Source organism: Burkholderia sp. KL41 (assembly GCF_057005415.2).
On the sequence record NZ_CM174446.1, the window covers coordinates 707,136 to 723,092 of the forward strand.

Sequence of the window (15,957 nt, forward strand, 5' to 3'; positions counted from 1 at the left end):
AGGAGGGCAACGGCATGAGCGGATCCCGTATCCTGCGCGTCGAGCGCCTGACCCGCGAAGCGTTCGCGCCGTTCGGCGACGTGATCGCGCTCGAAGGCGCGCGCCATTTCCCGATCAACGGCGGCACGACCGAGCGCTTCCACGATCTCGCGACGATCGACGTGTGCGCGGACGGCGGCCGCCCGCTCGTCAGCGTATTCCGCGCGCAGCCGCGTGCGCTGCCGGTCGCGGTCACGCTGATGGAGCGCCATCCGCACGGCAGCCAGGCGTTCATCCCGCTCGCGGCGGTGTCGCGTTACGCGATCGTCGTCGCGCCGGCCGGCGAGTTCCGGCCCGACGCGATGCGCGCGTTCCTCGCGGAAGGCTGGCAGGGCGTGAACTATGCGAAGGGCGTCTGGCACCATCCGCTGCTCGCGCTGGATGCGGTCAGCGATTTCGTGATCGTCGATCGCGGCGGCCCGCAGCCGAACTGCGACGAAATCCCGCTCGAGCGCGCATGGGCGCTCGAGTTCGAGCCGGCCTGCGCGGGCGCGGCATGACGAGGGCGGGCAGGCGGACCCCTCCGGCGGCCTGATGTCGCCCGGGGCCGCCCGGGCAGGCAACGCGAAGGGGAGGCGAAAGCCTGGGCGGGCCCGCCCGTGGGGCGGCGGCGTGCAGCCGGTTTCCCCGGGCGGGCGCCTCTTGCGTATTCCGAAAAGAAGACGGCCCGGAAGGCGAATCGCCGTCCGGGCCGTCCTGCATGCGCCGCGCGCGCGGCTGGATCTCAGTGCTTGCGGTGCGGGCAGTTCTCGGTCGTGCAGGAACCGTACATCGCCAGCGAGTGCTCCTGGAGCCGGAAGCCGCGCTCCTTCGCGATCGCCTGCTGGCGGCTTTCGATCTCGGCGTCGAAGAATTCCTCGACCCGGCCGCAATCGAGGCACACGAGGTGGTCGTGGTGCGAGCCTTCGTTCAGTTCGAACACGGCCTTGCCGGATTCGAAGTTGCTGCGCGACAGCAGGCCGGCCTGCTCGAACTGCGTCAGCACGCGGTAGACGGTGGCAAGCCCGATGTCGAGCTGCTCGTTGAGCAGGTTCCGGTAGACGTCTTCTGCGGTCAGGTGGCGCACCGGGCTTTGCTGGAAGATCTCGAGAATCTTGAGGCGCGGTAGGGTGGCCTTTAGCCCGATATTCTTGAGATCCGTCGGATTGGTCATGGCTAGGCATCCCTAGAGTACAATGCAGGGCTTCAATGTTACCGGCTTTTCGCCGTTCCAGAAACACGCGCGGCCTGCGACGCGGGCCTGCACGGTGAGGGAAATGATTCCAGAATCTCTTTCGCACTTTCAGAGGAGCCGCATGCGGAGTGTCATCATCGCTGCCGCCGCCGTTGCCGCGCTGGCTGGTTGTTCGTCGTACGACAGCGTGACGCAGCGCATCGCGCAGAGCATCACCCCCTACCGGATCACCGTCGTGCAAGGCAACTTCGTGTCGCAGGAGAAAGCCTCGCAGCTGCAGGTCGGCATGTCGCGCGAGCAGGTACGCGCGCTGCTCGGCACCCCGCTGCTGGCGGACATGTTCCACGCCGACCGCTGGGATTACCTCTTCTACTTCAAGCGCGGCTCGACGGCGGTCGTCCAGCAGCGCGATCTCGTCGTGACGTTCTCGGGCGATCGCGTCGCGGGCTGGACGGGGGCGGACAACCTGCCTTCGGAACTCGACCTGCTGGCCGACATCGACGGCGACCGCGGCGGCAAGAAGGCGAAGGCGGCCGCAGCGGCGAAGAAGGCCGCCGAGGCTGCCGCCGCCGCGAGCGCCGCACAGGCGGCGAGCGCGCCGGCGCCGGAGACGGTCGCGAGCCCGTCCACCGTGCCGGCGTCCGGCGCGGTGGTCGACCAGGATGCGAACGCGCAGGCCGCCCGCGCGGCGAACCGCGCGACCAACCAGGTGTCGGGCCAGGGCTCGGCCGCGCGGCGGTTCACGCCGTCCACACAGGCTTCCGGCGGTGCGCCGGTGCCGGGCGGCCAGCCGCCGGGCGCGGTTCCGGCGATCCAGCCGCAGTTCCAGTTCCATCGTCCGCCGCCGCCGAACGCGTCGAACGAGGCGTCGCCGCCGGTCGGCCCGCAAGGTTCCGACACGCTGCAGAACCAGCCGCTCACCGCGCCGGCGCAGTAAGCCCGCGCGCGGAAACAGGGCGGCATGCGCCGCCCGCCTTTAGACCTGTCGTGTAGAAAGCCATGAAGATTGCGATTGCCGGCGCATCGGGCCGTATGGGCCGGATGCTGATCGAAGCCGTTCTCAACGATTCCGACGCGCAGCTCGTCGGCGCGCTCGACCGCGCCGATTCGCCGTTCCTCGGCCAGGACGCCGGCGCGTTCCTCGGCAAGGAAACCGGGATCAGGCTGACCGCCGATCTCGACGCCGTGTTCGCGCAGGCCGACTATCTGATCGACTTCACGCGTCCGGAAGGCACGATGGCCCATATCGAGGCCGCGCTGCGCCACGACGTGAAGCTCGTGATCGGCACGACCGGCTTCACCGCCGAGCAGAAGGCCGGGCTGCAGGCCGCGGCGGGCAAGATCGGCATCGTGTTCGCGGCGAACATGAGCGTCGGCGTGAACGTCACGCTGAAGCTGCTCGAATTCGCGGCGAAGCACTTCTCGCACGGCTACGACATCGAGATCATCGAGGCGCATCACCGCCACAAGGTCGACGCGCCGTCGGGCACCGCGCTGATGATGGGCGAAGCGGTCGCCGGCGCGCTCGGGCGCTCGCTCGACGATTGCGCGGTGTACGGCCGCCACGGCGTGACGGGCGAACGCGATCCGTCGTCGATCGGCTTCGCGGCGGTGCGCGGCGGCGACATCGTCGGCGATCACACCGTGCTGTTCGCCGGGATCGGCGAGCGCATCGAGATCACGCACAAGTCGTCGAGCCGCGTGTCGTATGCGCAGGGCGCGCTGCGCGCGGTCCGCTTCCTGTCGGCGCGCGGCGCCGGCCTGTTCGACATGCAGGACGTGCTCGGCCTGCGCTGACCCCACGGGGAAACTCCGATGGCGATACCCACCGGCGTTGTCCACTACCTCGAAAGCGGCGATGCGATCACGCATGCCGTCGCCTATGTACTGCTGGCGATGTCCGTCGCCAGCTGGTGCTTCCTCCTCATGAAAGCCTGGCTGCTGGTCCGCGCGAAGCGGCAGGGGCCGCGCGCGCTCGCCGCGTTCTGGCGCGCGCCGTCGCTCGACGCGGGCATAACCGCGCTCGCCGGCGCCGATCGCGAGCGCGTGTTCGTGCCGCTCGCCGAAGCCGCGCGCGATGCGGCCGACGACCACGACCCGGCCGCGCTGGCCGCGCGCGTCGAGCGCGGCGAACGCGTGCTGCGTGCGTTGCGGCACGCGATGCTGCGCTCGCAGCGGCGCCTCGAATTCGGGCAGGTGCTGCTCGCGTCGATCGGCAGCACCGCGCCGTTCGTCGGGCTGCTCGGCACCGTGTGGGGTATCTATCACGCGCTCGGCAGCATCGCCGCGAGCGGGCAGGCGCAGATCGAGAACGTCGCGGGGCCGGTCGGCGAGGCGCTGATCATGACCGCGTTCGGGCTCGTGGTCGCGATTCCCGCGGTACTGGCCTACAACATCCTCGGGCGGCTCGTGCGGCAGCTCGCCGAGGAACTCGACGGTTTCGCGCGCGACCTGCACGTGTTCGTGTGCGCGCAGGAAGCCTGACGCGTCCATTCCGGAGGAGCGACCATGGCATTCGGCGGACTCGAGCACCACAAGACGTCCGCGCCGATGGCGGAGATCAACATGACGCCGCTGATCGACGTGATGCTGGTGCTGCTCGTCATTTTCATCATCACCGCGCCGCTGATGACGCATGCGATCCGGCTCGACCTGCCGAAGGTCGCGGCCAGCGTCGCGCGCGACACACCGCAATCCGTCACCTTGTCGATCGACGACGCGGGCAAGCTGTACTGGGACGACGCGCCGGTGGCGCTCGACGCGCTGCCCGCGCGCTTCCGGGCCGCCGCCGCGGGCGGTGCGCCGCCCGAGCTGCGGCTGCGAGCGTCGCGCGCGACCCGCTACGACGTGATTGCGCAGGTGATGGGCGCCGCGCAGGCCGCCGGCCTCACGCGGATCGGCTTCGTGACCGACGTGCCGCCGCAGGCGGGCGGTGCCGCGGCGGCGCCTGCCGTGCCGGCCAACCGCTGAGCGGATCCGGCGGGCCCGTCCCTGGCGCGGGATCGGGCCGCACGCCGCAAGACCGGTCGAATGGGCCGGCGCGGGCGGTATAATCAACGTTTTTCCCGGTTGGCAGGCTCTTTTCAGGTAACCCGGAATTTTCCAGGCTACCCGGGCATGCTGCGGGTTACCCGGAAAATTCCCGGAAACCGTGAACAGGTCGGCAACAGCGAACCTGCAGGTCCGCCGGGCAAGCACGATTTTCGATCCACTCCTGCGCGCGCGCCGTCGCGCCGCTTAAAGCCTAGTCCGAACCACACCATGCACGAGAGATACGTACCCGCCGACGTCGAAGCCGCCGCCCAGGGCGACTGGCGCGCAGCCGATGCCTACAAGACGCAGGAAGATTCGCAGAAGCCGAAGTTCTACTGCGTGTCGATGCTGCCGTACCCGTCCGGCAAGCTGCACATGGGTCACGTGCGCAACTACACGATCAACGACGTGATGTACCGCTATCTGCGGATGAACGGCTACAACACGCTGATGCCGATGGGCTGGGACGCGTTCGGGATGCCGGCCGAGAACGCCGCGATGGCGAACGGCGTGCCGCCCGCGAAGTGGACCTACGACAACATCGACTACATGAAGGGCCAGATGCAGTCGATGGGCCTCGCGATCGACTGGTCGCGCGAGATCGCGACGTGCAAGCCGGACTACTACAAGTGGAACCAGTGGCTGTTCCTGAAGATGCTCGAGAAGGGCATCGCGTACAAGAAGACGGGCACCGTGAACTGGGACCCGGTCGACCAGACCGTGCTCGCGAACGAGCAGGTGATCGACGGCCGCGGCTGGCGCTCGGGCGCGCTCGTCGAGAAGCGCGAGATCCCGATGTACTACCTGCGCATCACGCAGTACGCGGATGAGCTGCTGAACGACCTCGACGGCCTCGGCTGGCCCGAGCGCGTGAAGATCATGCAGCAGAACTGGATCGGCAAGAGCTTCGGCGTGAACTTCGGCTTCCCGTACGAACTCGACGGCGAGAAGAAGCTGCTGCGCGTGTTCACGACCCGCGCCGATACCATCATGGGCGTCACGTTCTGCGCGATCGCGGCCGAGCATCCGCTGGCCACGCGCCTCGCGCAGGACAAGCCCGAGCTGCTCGCGTTCATCGACGAATGCAAGCGCGGCGGTGTCGCCGAGGCCGACGTCGCGACGATGGAGAAGAAGGGCGTCGCGACGGGCTTCTCGGTCACGCACCCGCTGACCGGCGAGCCGGTCGAGGTGTGGATCGGCAACTACGTGCTGATGAGCTATGGCGAAGGCGCGGTGATGGGCGTGCCGGGCCACGACGAGCGCGATTTCGCGTTCGCGAAGAAATACGACCTGCCGATTAGGCAGGTGATCTCGGCCGAAGGCCAGCAGTACTCGCTCGACGCATGGCAGGAGTGGTACGGCGACAAGGAAACCGCGGTCTGCGTGAACAGCGGCAAGTACGACGGCCTGCGCTACACGGAAGCCGTCGACGCGGTCGCGGCCGACCTGAACGCCGGCGGTTTCGGCGACAAGCAGGTCACGTGGCGCCTGCGCGACTGGGGCGTATCGCGCCAGCGCTACTGGGGCACGCCGATCCCGATCATCCACTGCCCGTCGTGCGGCGACGTGCCGGTGCCCGAGCAGGATCTGCCCGTCGTGCTGCCGGAAGACCTCGTGCCGGACGGCTCGGGCAACCCGCTCGCGAAGTCGGAAGCGTTCCTGAACTGTTCGTGCCCGAAGTGCGGCGCGGCCGCGAAGCGCGAAACCGACACGATGGACACCTTCGTCGATTCGTCGTGGTACTTCTCGCGCTACACGGCGCCGGACGCCGAGACGATGGTCGACGCGCGCACCGATTACTGGATGCCGATGGATCAATACATCGGCGGCATCGAGCACGCGATCCTGCACCTGCTGTATTCGCGCTTCTGGACCAAGGTGATGCGCGACCTCGGCCTCGTGAAGTTCGGCGAGCCGGCGAAGAACCTGCTCACGCAGGGGATGGTGCTGAACGAGACGTTCTACCGTGAAGACGCTTCCGGCAAGAAGACCTGGTACAACCCGGCCGACGTGACGGTCACGCACGACGACAAGGGCCGCCCGGTCGGCGCGACGCTGAACACGGACGGCCAGCCGGTCGTGCTCGGCGGCATCGAGAAGATGTCGAAGTCGAAGAACAACGGTGTCGATCCGCAGGTGCTGATCGACCAGTACGGCGCCGATACCGCGCGCCTGTTCACGATGTTCGCCGCGCCGCCCGAGCAGCAGCTCGAATGGTCGGGTGCGGGCGTCGAGGGCGCGAGCCGCTTCCTGCGCCGCGTGTGGAGCTTCGGTGCGACGAACCGTGAAGCGCTCGCCGCGCGCGCGGGCTTCGATGCGGCCGCGCTCGGCGAAGCCGACAAGGCGCTGCGCCGCGAAATCTACAGCGTGCTGAAGCAGGCCGATTTCGATTACCAGCGCCTGCAATACAACACGGTCGTGTCGGCCGCGATGAAGATGCTGAACGCGATCGACGGCGCGAAGGGCGCGACGCCCGGCGTGCTGCGCGAAACATACGGCGTGCTGCTGCGCGTGCTGTACCCGGTCGTGCCGCACGTCACGTTCGAGCTGTGGAAGGCGCTCGGCTATGCGGACGAATTCGGCCCGCTGCTCGACGCACCGTGGCCGAAGGTCGACGAGGCCGCGCTCGAGCAGGCCGAGATCGAACTCGTGCTGCAGGTGAACGGCAAGGTGCGCGGCGCGCTGAAGGTCGCGAAGGACGCGAGCCGCGAGGCGATCGAAGCTGCGGCGGTGGCCGACGACGCGTTCGCGAAGTTCAGCGACGGCAAGCCGGCGAAGAAGATCGTCGTCGTGCCGGGCCGCCTCGTGAACATCGTCGTCTGACGGCCGTCGGCCGTCGGACGTACCCAGAAGGAGCGAAGGTGATCCGCAGATCGTTTTTGATGCTCGCCGTCGGCAGCGCGGTCGCGCTGTCGGCATGCGGCTTCCAGTTGCGCGGCCAGCAGGACTACGCGTTCAAGCACCTGCTGATCGTCGGCGCGCCGGCGCCGGTCGAGGCGCGCTTCGTGCGCCTCGTCGAGGCCGGCAGCGACACGAAGATCGTCAAGTCGGCGGACGACGCCGATGCCGTGCTGCGCATGTGGGAGTCGCGCGGGCAGAATACGCTGACGCTCAACAAGTTCGGCTCGGCGCAGGAATACGCACTGTTCTATACGCTGAGCTACACGCTCACGAGCAAGGACGGCACCGTGCTGATCCCGCCGAGCGCGATCGCGCTGAATCGCGCGATGACGTACAGCGACCAGTACACGAACGCGAAGGCGCAGGAAGCCGACATCCTGTACGGCGACATGCAGAACGACGCGGTCGACCAGCTGATGCGGCGTCTCGCGATCGTCCACTCGCTGACGCCGGCGCCGGAAGACGTGGTGCCGGGCGTCGCACCGCGCGCGCCGTTGCCGCCGCCGCCGCTCTGATCGACGGCATACGCACCGATGCAATTGCGACTTGATGCACTGGAGCCGCACCTCGCGAAGGGGTTGGCCGGGCTCTATACCGTGTACGGCGACGAGCCGCTGCTCGCGCAGGAGGCGTGCGACCGCATTCGTGCGGCCGCACGCGCGGCCGGCTTCACCGAGCGTTCGGTGCATACGGTCGAGCGCGGTTTCGACTGGAGCGTGCTGCTCGGCGCGACCCAGGCGATGTCGCTGTTCGGCGAGCGCCAGCTGATCGAGCTGCGCATTCCGTCGGGCAAGCCCGGCAAGGAAGGCGCCGACGCACTGAAGACGCTCGCGGCCACGCCCAACCCCGACGCGCTGATGCTCGTCACGTTGCCGCGCCTCGATGCGGCCACGCAGAAATCCGCCTGGTTTACCGCGCTGCAGAACGGTGGCGTCGCGCTGAAGATCGATCCGGTCGACCGCGCGCAGCTGCCGAACTGGATCGGCCAGCGTCTCGCGATGCAGGGCCAGCGCGCCGCGCCCGGCGAGGACGGACGGCGCGCGCTGCAGTTCATCGCCGAGCGCGTCGAAGGCAACCTGCTCGCCGCGCACCAGGAAATCCAGAAGCTCGGGCTGCTGTATCCGCAGGGCGCGCTGTCGTTCGAACAGGTGCACGATGCGGTGCTGAACGTCGCGCGTTACGACGTCTTCAAGCTGAACGAAGCGATGCTCGCCGGCGACGCCGCGCGGCTCGCGCGGATGATCGACGGGCTGAAGGGCGAGGGCGAGGCGATCGTGCTGGTGATGTGGGCCGTCGTCGAGGAACTGCGCACGCTGCTGCGGATCAAGCGCGGCACGACGGCCGGCAAGCCGCTGGCGACGCTGCTGCGCGAGAACCGCGTATGGGGGCCGCGCGAGCGGCTGATCGGCCCCGCGTTGAACCGGGTGTCGGAAGCCGTGCTCGAGAAGGCACTCGCGTTTGCCGCGAAGCTCGACCGGCAGGTCAAGGGGCTCACGGCCGTCGTGCCGGGCCGCCGCACGCAGGACGAACCGCCGCCCGATCCGTGGGACGGGCTGTTCCAGCTCGCGATGACGGTGGCCGGTGCCCGCGGCGAGCGACCGCCGACCGCGGGTCGCGTGCGACGCTAAGTCCCGTCCGGGCCTTCAGCGCGCGCTGCGCAACCCGCATACAATGTTTCGATCACGGGCGCGGCTCTCCGGCCGCCGTCCACGCTTCCCCACGAATTCATGCCGCCCAGCGCGGCGCGCTTCTCGAGTCACACGATGGATATCGATCAGTACATGACCGACCTGGGCCGTCGCGCCCGGCACGCTTCCCGCGCGATGGCGCGCGCCAGCACGGCCGCGAAGAACGCGGCACTCGACGCCGTGGCTCGCGCGATCGAACGCGACGCGCAGGCACTGAAGGATGCGAATGCCCGCGACGTCGCCCGTGCCCGTGAAAAGGGGCTCGATGCAGCGTTCGTCGATCGCCTGACGCTGTCGGACAAGGCGCTGAAGACGATGGTCGAGGGCTTGCGCCAGGTTGCGTCGCTGGCCGATCCGATCGGCGAGATCGGCAACCTCAAGTACCGCCCGAGCGGAATCCAGGTGGGCCAGATGCGGGTGCCGCTCGGCGTGATCGGCATCATCTACGAATCGCGCCCGAACGTGACGATCGACGCGGCCGCGCTGTGCCTGAAGTCGGGCAACGCGACGATCCTGCGCGGCGGCTCCGAAGCGCTCGAGTCGAACGCGGCGCTCGCGAAGCTGATCGGCGAAGGGCTCGAAGCCGCCGGCCTGCCGCAGGACGCGGTGCAGGTGGTCGCAACGGCCGATCGCGCGGCGGTCGGCAAGCTGATCACGATGACCGAATACGTCGACGTGATCGTGCCGCGTGGTGGCAAGAGCCTGATCGAGCGCCTGATCAACGAGGCGCGCGTACCGATGATCAAGCACCTCGACGGCATTTGCCACGTGTACGTCGATGATCGCGCCGACCTCGGCAAGGCGCTGACCGTCTGCGACAACGCGAAGACGCACCGCTACGGCACCTGCAACACGATGGAGACGCTGCTCGTCGCGAGCGGTGTCGCGGCGAAGCTGCTGCCGCCGCTCGGCAAGCTGTATCGCGACAAGCAGGTCGAGCTGCGTGTCGATGCGGCCGCGCGCGCGGTGCTCGCCGATGCGGGCGTCGGCCCGCTCGTCGATGCCACCGAGGAAGACTGGCACACCGAGTATCTCGCGCCGGTGCTCGCGATCAAGGTCGTCGACGGCCTCGATGCCGCGATCGAGCACATCAACCATTACGGCTCGCATCACACGGATGCGATCGTCACCGAGGATCACGACCGCGCGATGCGGTTCCTGCGCGAAGTCGATTCGGCGAGCGTGATGGTCAACGCGTCGACGCGTTTCGCGGACGGTTTCGAATTCGGCCTCGGCGCGGAAATCGGCATCTCGAACGACAAGCTGCACGCACGCGGCCCCGTCGGCCTGGAAGGGCTGACGTCGCTGAAGTACGTCGTGCTCGGGCACGGCGAAGGCCGCCAATAACAAGCGAGGCACACAACCGATGGCGATGCTCTGGGTCAAGACGTTCCATATCGTACTGATCGCCGCGTGGTTCGCGGGGCTCTTCTACCTGCCGCGCATCTACGTGAACCTGGCGATGGAAACCGATCCGGCCGCCGTGCGGCGCCTGTTGCTGATGGCGCGCAAGCTGTTCCGCTTCATGACGATGATCGCGGTGCCGGCGCTGGCCTGCGGGTTGTGGCTGTGGCTTTCGATCGGCATCGGGCAGGGGCAGGGCTGGATCCACGCGAAGGTGACGGTCGTGCTGCTGCTCATCGTCTATCACGCCTATTGCGGGCACCTGCTGCGGGTGTTCGAGCGTGGCGAGAACCGTCGCACCGACAAGTGGTATCGCGTGTTCAACGAGCTGCCGGTGCTCGGCATGCTCGCGGCGGTCGCGCTGGTCGTGATCAAGCCGTTTTGAGCGGCGCGGCCGGCGCGGTTGCCGGTGCGGAACCCTGCGCAACGGCGCCCCTCGGGGCGCCGTTCGTCGTTTACGTGCGCTCTGCCTGCCGCCTGCTCAGTCCTTCGTGCCGTCGTCGATCCGGCGGCGCGTGATCGCCTCCTTCGCGCGGCCGACCCGTTCCATGAGCGCGGGGCCGCGCGACAGCGCGACGCCGACCGCGAGGATGTCGCCGATCGCGAGATGCGACATCCGCGACGTCATCGGCGAGAACACGTCGGTTTCCTCCGCGACGTTCGACGCGAGGCTCACCGTCGCGAGCTTCGCGAGCGGCGAATGGCTCTGCGTGATCGCGACGACTTTCGCGCCGCACGCGAGCGCGGAGCGCGCGGCGTCGACGATGTCGCGCGTGCGGCCGGTGTTCGAGATCGCGACGACGACGTCGTGCGGCCCGAGCAGCGCCGACGACATCGAGAACGTGTGCGGGTCCGAATACGCGACGCTCGGCACGCCGAGCCGGAAGAACTTGTGCTGGATGTCCTGCGCGGCGATGCCGGAGCCGCCGGCGCCGTAGAACTCGATCCGCGATGCGTTCGACAGCAGCGCGATCGCTTCGGCGACGCTGCCGGCCGACAGGCTGTTGCGCACTTCGATCAGCGCGCCGATCGTGCGGTCGAACACCTTGCCGATGATGCCGGGCGCCGGTTCGTCGGGCTCGACGTCGCGATAGACCGACGACACGCCCGGCGCGACGCTCTGCGCGAGCCGGATCTTGAATTCGCGGAAACCGCTGCAGCCGAGCGCCTGGCAGAACCGCGCGATCGTCGGCTGGCTGACGCCCGCGCGCGTCGACAGCTCGGTCATCGCGAGGTCGAGCACCTCGCGCGGCGCGGCGAGGATGTAGTCGGCGAGCTTGCGCTCGGACGGGCGCAACTCGGCGCGGATCGCTTCAATGCGGGGCAGCATGGGACGGGCAGGCAGAAATCGGGTTCGGATGAGCGAGTGTATCGCAATCGAATTGTAGAAAATCTACATGAAATTACTAGCTGATTTGTCGGCATTTCATGGCATGCGGGATACCGATGATTAGGGTTTTCACTAGGTAAGGCCTTGCTGGTGGCGGGAATAAGGGTTGCGCGCATGCGGATCGACATTGCGCGCTTGTAGTTTTTCTACTAGACTGGCTTCGTTCGTTCGATGCACTCGATCGTCCCCACGATTCCAACCGCCGGTGTCGGCCGGCATACAGGAGCGCCCAGCATGACATCGCTGCACCCCACTCTGGCGAAGGTCACCGAACGCGTGATCGCCCGCAGCCAATCGATCCGTTCCGCCTATCTGCAGCGCATCGACGGCGCGCAGGGCAAGTTCCCGGCACGCGGCGCGCTGTCGTGCGCGAACCTCGCGCACGGTTTCGCGGGCCTCGAGGGCAACGACAAGTTCTCGATCAAGGCGATCCGCGAGCCGAACATCGGCATCGTGTCCTCGTACAACGAGATGCTGTCCGCGCACGCGCCGTACAAGGATTTTCCCGAGATCATCAAGGCGGCCGCGCGCGAGAACGGCGGTGTCGCGCAGTTCGCGGGCGGCGTGCCGGCGATGTGCGACGGCGTCACGCAGGGCAACCCGGGGATGGAGCTGTCGCTGTTCTCGCGCGAGGCAATCGCGATGGGCACGGCGATCGCGCTCACGCACAACATGTTCGACGCGGCGCTCTGCCTCGGCATCTGCGACAAGATCGTGCCGGGCCTGCTGATCGGCGCGCTGCAGTTCGGCCACCTGCCGACGATCTTCGTGCCGGCCGGCCCGATGACAAGCGGCCTGTCGAACGACGACAAGGCGAAGATCCGCCAGCAGTTCGCGACCGGCCAGGTCGGCCGCGACGCACTGCTCGAAGCCGAATCGGCCGCGTATCACGGCCACGGCACCTGCACGTTCTACGGCACCGCGAACAGCAACCAGATGCTGATGGAGCTGATGGGGCTGCACCTGCCGGGCTCGGCATTCGTTCATCCGCACACGCCGCTGCGCACCGCGCTGACGGCCGAGGCCGCGCGCCGCGTGCTCGACCTGACCGTCGAGCGCGGCCACTACACGCCGATCGGCCATGTGATCGACGAGAAGGCGATCGTCAACGGGATCGTCGCGCTGCTCGCGACGGGCGGCTCGACCAACCACACGCTGCACCTCGTCGCGATCGCACGCGCGGCCGGCATCCTGATCGACTGGGACGACTTCGACGAACTGTCGGCCGTCGTGCCGCTGCTCGCGAAGATCTACCCGAACGGCAAGGCCGACGTGAACCACTTCCACGCGGCGGGCGGCGTGGCCTTCCTGGTGCGCAACCTGCTCGAAGGCGGGCTGCTGCATGAAGACGTGACGACCGTCGCGGGCAAGGGACTGTCGCACTACACGAAGGAGCCGAAGCTGATCGACGGCAAGCTGACGTGGGTCGACGGCGCGGCCGAGAGCCACGACACGAAGGTGCTGCGCGGCATCCGCGACCCGTTCCAGCCGGACGGCGGCCTGCGCCTGATGCAGGGCCGGCTCGGCCGCGGCGTGATCAAGATTTCGGCGGTCGCGCCCGAGCACCGCAAGGTGACGGCGCCCGCGATCGTGTTCGATTCGCAGGAAGCCGTGCAGGAAGCCTTCGATCGCGGCGAGCTGAAGCGCGATTTCGTCGCGGTCGTGCGCTTCCAGGGCGCGCGCGCGAACGGGATGCCCGAGCTGCACCGTTTGACGCCGCTGCTCGGCGTGCTGCAGGATCAGGGCTTCCACGTCGCGCTCGTCACCGACGGCCGCATGTCGGGCGCGTCGGGCAAGGTGCCGGCCGTGATCCACGTGTCGCCGGAAGCGCTGCTGGCCGGCCCGCTCGGCAAGGTGAAGACGGGCGATACGCTCGTGATCGACGCCGAAGCCGGCGTGCTCGACATCGAGGTCGAGCACGCCGAGTGGCACGCGCGTCCGGTCGCGCAGCCGCTGCACCAGGCCGAGAACGAGGTCGGTTTCGGGCGTGAACTGTTCGGCGTGTTCCGCGCGGCCGCCGCGCCGGCCGAGCAGGGCGCATCGGTTTTCGGCGCGCTGGTCGGCGAATCGGCCGCCCACGTCGCCGCATGAATTTCAAGGAGCCAATTCAATGAAGACGATTGCTGAAATCGTGAAGCTGGGCCCGGTCATCCCGGTGCTCGCGTTCGACTCGGTCGAGCAGGGTGAACACGTGTCGCGCGCGTTGCACGCGGGCGGCGTGAAGGTACTCGAGATCACGCTGCGCACGCCGGCTGGCCTGGAAGCGATCCAGCGCGCGAGCCAGCTCGCGGACGACATCGTCGTCGGCGTCGGCACGATCACGAAGCCCGAGCATTGCGAGCAGGCGAAGCGCGCGGGCGCGAAGTTCGGCGTGTCGCCGGGCCTGACGAAAGAGCTGCACCTCGCGTCGCTCGACGCGGGCCTGCCGCTGCTGCCGGGCGTGATGACGCCGAGCGACATCATCCAGGCACTCGAATTCGGCTACGAGATCGTGAAGTTCTTCCCCGCTCAACAAGCGGGCGGCGTGCCGATGCTGCAGGCGTTCCACGGCCCGTTCCCGGCGCTGAAGTTCTGCCCGACCGGCGGCATCACGGTCGAAACCGCCCCGAATTTCCTGAAGCTGCCGAACGTGGTGTGCGTCGGCGGCTCGTGGCTCACGCCGAAGGCCGCGCTCGCCGCGCAGGACTGGGCCGAAGTCACGCGTCTCGCGCAAGCCGCGAGCCAGCTTCCCCGTTAAGACTTGTACGGAATGATGGTTTGACCCTCGGAAGACAAGCGCTTAGTGCTTGTTTTACCGAGGGTTTTTGCTGATGGAACCGGTTCTATCCGCGAACCGTAAAGATAAGTAAAATTCAGCGTCCTGACGGTGGGGGTCTCCCCGCTGTTTCGGAGACCTGCATAGCCGGGCATACTCGCAACGATCCGCCCGGTTCGAATAATCCCAAGGAGGAGTCCACATGGGGGCTGTCCAAGGCAGCATGCTGCTCATCTATACCGTGATCGCGATCGTGGCGTTGATCGTGATGATCGCGCGGTTCAAGATCTATCCGTTCCTGGTGCTCATCATCGTGTCGCTCGGCCTCGGCCTGGTGGTCGGGATGCCGATGGACAAGATCGTCAAGTCGTTCGAGACGGGCAACGGCAATACGCTCGGCCACATCGCGATCGTCGTCGGCCTCGGCACGATGCTCGGCAAGATGATGGCCGAATCGGGCGGCGCCGAACGGATCGCGACCACGCTGATCGACTGGTTCGGTGAAAAGAACATCCACTGGGCGATGATGTTCGTCGCGATCATCGTCGGCCTGCCGGTGTTCTTCGAAGTCGGCTTCGTGCTGCTGATCCCGATCGCGTTCAACGTCGCGAAGCGCACCGGCAAGTCGCTGCTCGTCGTCGGCCTGCCGATGGTGGCCGGCCTGTCGGTCGTGCACGGGCTGATCCCGCCGCACCCGGCCGCGCTGCTCGCGGTCCAGCAGTACGGCGCCGATATCGGCAAGACGATCGCATTCGGCCTGATCGTCGGCGTGCCGACCGCGATCGTCGCGGGCCCGCTGTTCGCGCTGACGATCTCGAAGTTCGTGAAGCTGCCGGAGAACAACCCGCTCGCCGCGCAATTCGTCGACACGCACACCGAAGGCAAGAAGCGCGAACTGCCGGGCTTCGGCATCACGCTGTTCACGATCCTGCTGCCGGTGATCCTGATGTTGGTCGGCAGCTGGGCCGACCTGCTGTTCGCGCCGAAGACGCTGCCGAACAACCTGCTGCGCTTTGCCGGCAACTCGGACGTCGCGCTGCTGATCGCCGTGCTCGTGAGCTTCTTCACGTTCGGCAAGCTGCAGGGCTTCAACCGCGACCAGATCCAGAAGTTCTGCGGCGAGTGCCTGGCGCCGATCGCCGGGATCACGCTGATCGTCGGCGCGGGCGGCGGCTTTGGCGGTATCCTGCGTGATAGCGGGATCTCGCAGCAGATCGTCGCAACGGCCACGCAGGCGCACCTGTCGCCGCTGCTGCTCGGCTGGTTCGTCGCCGCGCTGATTCGTCTGGCCACGGGCTCGGCAACGGTCGCGATGACGACGGCCTGCGGCATCGTCGCGCCGATCGCGGCGGCATCGGGGGCGGCGGTCCGTCCGGAACTGCTGGTGCTCGCAACGGGCTCGGGCTCGCTGATCTTCTCGCACGTGAACGACGGCGGCTTCTGGCTGATCAAGGAATATTTCGGGATGACGGTCGGCCAGACGTTCAAGACCTGGACGCTGCTCGAAACGATCATCTCGGTGCTCGGCCTGAGCTTCACGCTGCTGCTGAGCATGGTTTTGTAACAAGGGGTA

At 67.7% G+C, this 15,957-nt stretch carries 15 protein-coding genes; 13 read left to right on the top strand and 2 right to left on the bottom strand.

What is annotated here, in order from left to right; all coding sequences use genetic code 11:
* Positions 1-14: 14 nt before the first annotated feature.
* Entirely contained in the window at positions 15-539 is a 525-nt protein-coding gene (locus PQB87_RS03415; protein WP_059687211.1) for an ureidoglycolate lyase, read from the top strand.
* Between the two features lie 224 nt (positions 540-763).
* On the opposite strand, the gene fur is transcribed toward PQB87_RS03415, so the two are convergent.
* Positions 764-1,192 (bottom strand): ferric iron uptake transcriptional regulator, encoded by a 429-nt coding sequence (gene fur / locus PQB87_RS03420; RefSeq protein WP_006400349.1) that lies wholly within the window; start codon positions 1,190-1,192, stop codon positions 764-766.
* A 142-nt stretch (positions 1,193-1,334) separates the two neighbouring features.
* Here fur and PQB87_RS03425 point away from each other — a divergent pair, with 142 nt between their 5' ends.
* From PQB87_RS03425 to PQB87_RS03465, 9 genes are all read left to right on the top strand, one after another.
* The gene (locus PQB87_RS03425) at positions 1,335-2,150 is read left to right on the top strand and encodes an outer membrane protein assembly factor BamE (protein ID WP_027788389.1); all 816 of its coding nucleotides are present in this window, start codon (positions 1,335-1,337) and stop codon (positions 2,148-2,150) included.
* Between the two features lie 62 nt (positions 2,151-2,212).
* The gene (gene dapB, locus PQB87_RS03430; RefSeq protein WP_489242562.1) at positions 2,213-3,010 is read left to right on the top strand and encodes a 4-hydroxy-tetrahydrodipicolinate reductase; all 798 of its coding nucleotides are present in this window, start codon (positions 2,213-2,215) and stop codon (positions 3,008-3,010) included.
* Positions 3,011-3,028: 18 nt separating this feature from the next.
* Positions 3,029-3,697, top strand: coding sequence for a MotA/TolQ/ExbB proton channel family protein (locus PQB87_RS03435; protein ID WP_111941391.1), 669 nt, complete (start codon positions 3,029-3,031; stop codon positions 3,695-3,697).
* 24 nt (positions 3,698-3,721) lie between these two features.
* Positions 3,722-4,183 (top strand): ExbD/TolR family protein, encoded by a 462-nt coding sequence (locus PQB87_RS03440; RefSeq protein WP_059484611.1) that lies wholly within the window; start codon positions 3,722-3,724, stop codon positions 4,181-4,183.
* Positions 4,184-4,474: 291 nt separating this feature from the next.
* Positions 4,475-7,069, top strand: a complete 2,595-nt coding sequence (gene leuS, locus PQB87_RS03445; RefSeq protein WP_059687160.1) for a leucine--tRNA ligase — start codon at positions 4,475-4,477, stop codon at positions 7,067-7,069.
* A gap of 38 nt (positions 7,070-7,107) precedes the next feature.
* Positions 7,108-7,662, top strand: coding sequence for an LPS-assembly lipoprotein LptE (locus PQB87_RS03450; RefSeq protein WP_027788385.1), 555 nt, complete (start codon positions 7,108-7,110; stop codon positions 7,660-7,662).
* 18 nt (positions 7,663-7,680) lie between these two features.
* Positions 7,681-8,775 (top strand): DNA polymerase III subunit delta, encoded by a 1,095-nt coding sequence (gene holA / locus PQB87_RS03455; protein WP_027788384.1) that lies wholly within the window; start codon positions 7,681-7,683, stop codon positions 8,773-8,775.
* 135 nt (positions 8,776-8,910) lie between these two features.
* A complete protein-coding gene (locus PQB87_RS03460; RefSeq protein WP_059484648.1) occupies positions 8,911-10,182 on the top strand; it encodes a glutamate-5-semialdehyde dehydrogenase in 1,272 nt (423 codons plus the stop codon).
* Between the two features lie 19 nt (positions 10,183-10,201).
* On the top strand, positions 10,202-10,624 hold the full coding sequence (locus PQB87_RS03465) for a CopD family protein (protein ID WP_011350935.1): 423 nt from the start codon (positions 10,202-10,204) through the stop codon (positions 10,622-10,624).
* Positions 10,625-10,720: 96 nt separating this feature from the next.
* Here the strand turns inward: PQB87_RS03465 and PQB87_RS03470 are convergent, their stop codons facing one another.
* Complete coding sequence (locus tag PQB87_RS03470) at positions 10,721-11,569, bottom strand: MurR/RpiR family transcriptional regulator (RefSeq protein ID WP_021158790.1); 849 nt, start codon at positions 11,567-11,569, stop codon at positions 10,721-10,723.
* Positions 11,570-11,863: 294 nt separating this feature from the next.
* On the opposite strand from PQB87_RS03470, the gene edd reads away from it, so the two are divergent.
* The 3 genes from edd to PQB87_RS03485 all read left to right on the top strand — a co-directional run bounded on the left by edd (position 11,864) and on the right by PQB87_RS03485 (position 15,948).
* A complete protein-coding gene (gene edd, locus PQB87_RS03475; RefSeq protein WP_489242563.1) occupies positions 11,864-13,720 on the top strand; it encodes a phosphogluconate dehydratase in 1,857 nt (618 codons plus the stop codon).
* 19 nt (positions 13,721-13,739) lie between these two features.
* Positions 13,740-14,366 carry a bifunctional 4-hydroxy-2-oxoglutarate aldolase/2-dehydro-3-deoxy-phosphogluconate aldolase gene (gene eda / locus PQB87_RS03480; protein WP_011350938.1) on the top strand — a complete coding sequence of 209 codons (627 nt, stop codon included), beginning with the start codon at positions 13,740-13,742 and terminating at the stop codon, positions 14,364-14,366.
* Between the two features lie 220 nt (positions 14,367-14,586).
* The gene (locus PQB87_RS03485; RefSeq protein ID WP_059687156.1) at positions 14,587-15,948 is read left to right on the top strand and encodes a GntP family permease; all 1,362 of its coding nucleotides are present in this window, start codon (positions 14,587-14,589) and stop codon (positions 15,946-15,948) included.
* Positions 15,949-15,957: the final 9 nt, after the last annotated feature.